The organism is Streptococcus sp. CF8_St5-11 (genome assembly GCF_024295625.1).
GTDB lineage: Bacteria > Bacillota > Bacilli > Lactobacillales > Streptococcaceae > Streptococcus.
Genome location: NZ_JANCOJ010000009.1, coordinates 1 through 4,299, shown reverse-complemented (window position 1 = coordinate 4,299; position 4,299 = coordinate 1). Strand labels below are relative to the sequence as shown.

Below are 4,299 nucleotides of genomic sequence, written 5' to 3'. Positions count from 1 at the left end.
CAATTTTAGTAGGAGTATAATTATTTTTATGGAGACTTTTTTTCTTAAGAAGGGGTGTTAGGGGGTACCCCTTAAATTTTAAATTCGTGTTTGTACGTACAAACACCATGCTTGCAAACGAAAAAAGAGAAGATTGCTGAAGAAGTAAATTTATCTTTTGCAAGCATGGTAAAAGGGTACCCATTTACAACTTTTTCTAAAAACCAATCGAACCGATTTTTACTTTTTAGAAATTTTTGGGCGAACCCAAACCCCTTTTATTTGCAAAATAAGACCCCTTAGAGCGATTTAAAAAATCGAAAAGGGTTTTTTATTCAGTCGCATTTAAAACGCAAATACGTCCAATGGATCCACGTTAAAATTTAAGCTAAATGTTGTGAAGAGCATAAGGGGTTTTGTCCCCACATTCATGGAGAAGCCTGTAGTACAGGCTAAACGAATGGGGACAAAAAATAGCCCTAGTACTAGGTTTTGTGGCAAACAATGACACAAAACCGTGGCATTAATTAACGTTGTTATTATGCGATTTTTGATTTTTTGGAATTTTAATTGCTGTCGGCAAAATCGTAAAAACGAAATAGAAAAATAAAACAAGGGCGAACGAAGTGAGTTCATTTACCCTTGTTTTATTTTTTTATTTTGTTAGATTTTGAAAACCGACAAGCAAATGAAATTTCAAAAAAAGGAATTTTAATTGCTAGAGGTCGGGTCAAGCGTCGCACGCTTGCTCGGGGTTATAGGGGCGGAGTAAGCCCCTAATTTAGTACCGTAAAAATTAATTATACCGCTACTAAAAACTAAAAAACAGACTGTTAGAAATAAAAAAAAGGAGTAAAATTAGTATATACATAAAAATAAAATAAAAATTAAGGAGGTTTTATCTATGTTTAATCGTTTCAAAAAATATTTCGCTGTGTTGTTTGTCTCTTTGTCATTAGTTGGGGTAATATTTCCTGCAGTGGTTTCTACAACAATTTACGCTTCAGAAGTCAATAATCAAATTGAATTAAATCAAGAAGAAATTGAAAAAGCAGCTGCTGTTTTAAGTGAATTGTTTTATGAAGAAGATGGAAAAGTTAAAATGAATAATTATGCAGTTTATAAATATAATAACTATATTCAACGTTCGAACAAAGAAGTGAGAAAATTTATAGCTGAACAGCGTAAGGATAAAAATAATGGTGTAGCTTTTAAAATTGACTTCATTTGGCTTGCTGGTTGTGCTTTGAATGAAACAGGAAAAGAAATAGCAGGATTATTAAGTTTGTCCGCTATTGCTAAAATTTTTGAAAGCGAAGAAATTAAAATAGGTGCAGCTTCTCTTATTGCAAAAATTGTTGAATATTTAGCTAGATTAGGAGTTAAAGGTAATTTATATATGATCGCTTTTGGTTTAGTTGTTAATGCCGTAAGATGTGAAATGGGATGGACTTAATGAATTTAAAAAATAAAATTTCGATTTACTGTTTTATTATCATTACGTTTATTTTAAATAGTTTGGTTTTAGGTAATTTGACCTTTGAGTCTTTTTTAAAAGTATCAACCTATTGGCTTGTTCCTTTTGTTTGTTGGGTGTTTGCCGACTGGTATATAGAAAAAAAAGAGAGACGCTGTTAAGGCGTCTCTCTTTTTTTTGATAAACAAATTTAACTATAAAAGAGTGGATTAAAATTAAAAAATTTCCGATAGGAAATTTTTTCTTCTTATCTTGATACTATATACAATCAACACGAATTTTAAAAACAGCCTTTAGATACTGATATAAAAAGAAAAACCTTGACTTTTACCAGTGAAAGTTTTATGCTTTTTTTGTCTAGAAAAAAACAAAACGAAAGGTAGGTCAAGGTGTCTTTTAAATTCGAATTTATTACAAAGTCATCTTAAACGAAATATGGAAAAAGGTCAAGTATTAAAAGACATTCGAAAGAATGGAAAAGCGAATGATTGGCAAGGAAAGAAAAAAGGAAATATTCAATATGCCGATTTACTTAGTGAACTTAGGTATCGAAAAGCAGGTAGAGTAAAAGAATGTGCAGACATTTTACAGTTCACAAGAAATGAGGAAGGTCGCTTGAAATTACATCAAACATGGTTTTGTGGTTCGCGTTTGTGTCCAGTTTGCAACTGGCGAAAATCGTTAAAACATTCTAACCAGGTTATTCAGATCATCAATGAAGCCGTTAAAAGAAATCCTAAAGGTCGTTTCCTATTTTGGACGTTAACCACTAAAAATGTCTTTACGGGAAAAGAGTTAAATACAGAAATATCTAAAATGAATAAGGCTTTTGATTTAATGATGAAGTACAAAAAAATCAAAAAGAATATGCTAGGATACTTAAAAGCTACAGAAGTTACAGTTAATCAAAAAGACGGTTCGTATAATCAACACCTACACGTTTTAGTGTTTGTTAAGTCGAGTTATTTTAATTCTAATGACAATTATATTTCTCAAGCAGAGTTAACAGAGCTCTGGAAGAAAGCTTTGAAGATTGATTACACACCTATCGTGAATGTAAAAGCAGTTAAACCAAAAGCCACTGAAAAAGAAAAAGGGGTAATTGGTGCAGTGTATGAAACTGCAAAGTATCCTGTAAAATCTATTGACTATTTAACAAACGATCGCGACGAAAATTTACAAAGAGTGGAAGATTTAGAAAAAGGGTTAAAGAGTAAAAGACTTATCTCCTTCGGTGGCATCTTCAAAGAAATTCGCAAAGAGTTACAACTGGAAGATGTCGAAAGTGGAGATTTAATTAAAACAGATTCAGAAGAAGATAAAGAGCCGACAACTGGTCAAGTGATTATTGCAAGGTGGAATTGGCAACGTCAAAATTATTATCTTGATTAAAATAATGCTATAATAATTTCAAAGTTGCACAGGCAGAACAAGCCTTGATTGTTCCATTAGGTGAGGCAATTTTTAAAAAGCAGTCTGCAGACTGCTTTTATTTTTTAATTTTATAAATGCTGGCATTTTGCCAGCATTTTTTAGTGTGGTAAAATAGTGACAGCATAGTGACGACAAAGTGCTGGCATTTTGTTGGAAAAAGGAGCTTAATAAAATGGTTAAAAACGTTGTAAAGAAAGTAACAGTTAGACTTACTGAAGAAGAGAAAAATGCTGTCATAACTCTGGCAAAAGAGGAAAATAAAAGTGTCCAAAATTTTATTTATGACAGAATAATGCCAGCAGAATACCAGCAAAATGCTGGCGTTAAAAATGACGAATTGGTGGAAGAGTTAAAAAGACAATTACAAAAAAGAGAAGAAGAAATCCAAAAATTACATCAGTTAATTGACCAATCACAAAAATTACTACTCAATGAACAAAATAAAAACCAATTATTACTGCCGGAAAAAATTGAACAGAAAAAATGGTGGAAAATTTGGAAATAAAAATTAAGATAAACAGAAAAGCCATCCTAAAAAGGATGGCTTTTTTGTTTTATTTTTTTATAGATAAACATTAATACAGCATAAAGTAAGCTTAAAAAGAAAAAAGTTGAAAGTATATTGGGATATATTGGAAATAAATCTGGCAAAAAGTAATAAACAAATATTGAACCAAATAATCCTACAAATAATCCTAAATAAACTCCATAAGTAAATTTAGTCATATTTTAATCCACCACACTAACCCCAGTTAATCCGAGTTTTAGTCTTTTATTTGTTAATATCGCATAAGAAGCGTTTCCGAGTATTGCTGATACACCAAAAAAACCAATAACAGCTGCTATGATTGTTCCTGCTCCAGGAATAACTGAACCCATAGCTGCTAAAGCACTAGCAATTCCTGCAGGACCGTACATACTAGCTACTTGAAGAAGGACAGCCATATCGTCTTTATCTAAAATAAGATGATAGTCTTCAAATACCATTCTAGATTTATTTTCCCAAACTCCTTCATTATAGGAATCTAAAACTGCATTAATTTCTTCAACATCAGAATCAGATAAATTGTATTTTTCTTTCAATTGTTCGGTTATTTCTAAATTCATTAAACCAATGGAGCTAAAATAGATATGTTTAGAAACTTTTAACATTAAATCAAAACGCTTTTTACTCAATTCTGTAAATTTTAATTCATAACTTTTATTTTCTACATTTTCGTTATGAACAGATTCAGCATAAACACCACTTGAAACAAGACCAGGAACTACTACACTACCTAAAGACAAGACCGTAAACAACATTGCAACTTTTTTCATTGACTTCTTAACCATGGTAAAACCTCCTAGTTTTTATTTTATGTATACACTAATTTTACTCCTCTTTTTTCCTGCTTAACAGTCTTTTTTTT

4 protein-coding genes are annotated in these 4,299 nt (G+C 31.2%); 3 read left to right on the top strand and 1 reads right to left on the bottom strand.

The window, feature by feature from the left end; all coding sequences use genetic code 11:
- Nucleotides 1-883 precede the first annotated feature (883 nt).
- The 3 genes from NMM13_RS10005 (at nucleotide 884) to NMM13_RS09995 (ending at nucleotide 3,395) form a co-directional block, all read left to right on the top strand.
- A complete protein-coding gene (locus NMM13_RS10005; RefSeq protein ID WP_254736859.1) occupies nucleotides 884-1,435 on the top strand; it encodes a hypothetical protein in 552 nt (183 codons plus the stop codon).
- A 456-nt stretch (nucleotides 1,436-1,891) separates the two neighbouring features.
- Nucleotides 1,892-2,848 (top strand): protein rep, encoded by a 957-nt coding sequence (locus tag NMM13_RS10000; protein WP_254736857.1) that lies wholly within the window; start codon nucleotides 1,892-1,894, stop codon nucleotides 2,846-2,848.
- Between the two features lie 214 nt (nucleotides 2,849-3,062).
- The gene (locus tag NMM13_RS09995; RefSeq protein WP_254736856.1) at nucleotides 3,063-3,395 is read left to right on the top strand and encodes a hypothetical protein; all 333 of its coding nucleotides are present in this window, start codon (nucleotides 3,063-3,065) and stop codon (nucleotides 3,393-3,395) included.
- Nucleotides 3,396-3,619: 224 nt separating this feature from the next.
- Here NMM13_RS09995 and NMM13_RS09990 read toward each other — a convergent pair whose 3' ends face one another.
- A complete protein-coding gene (locus tag NMM13_RS09990; RefSeq protein ID WP_254736855.1) occupies nucleotides 3,620-4,222 on the bottom strand; it encodes a hypothetical protein in 603 nt (200 codons plus the stop codon).
- Nucleotides 4,223-4,299 lie beyond the last annotated feature (77 nt).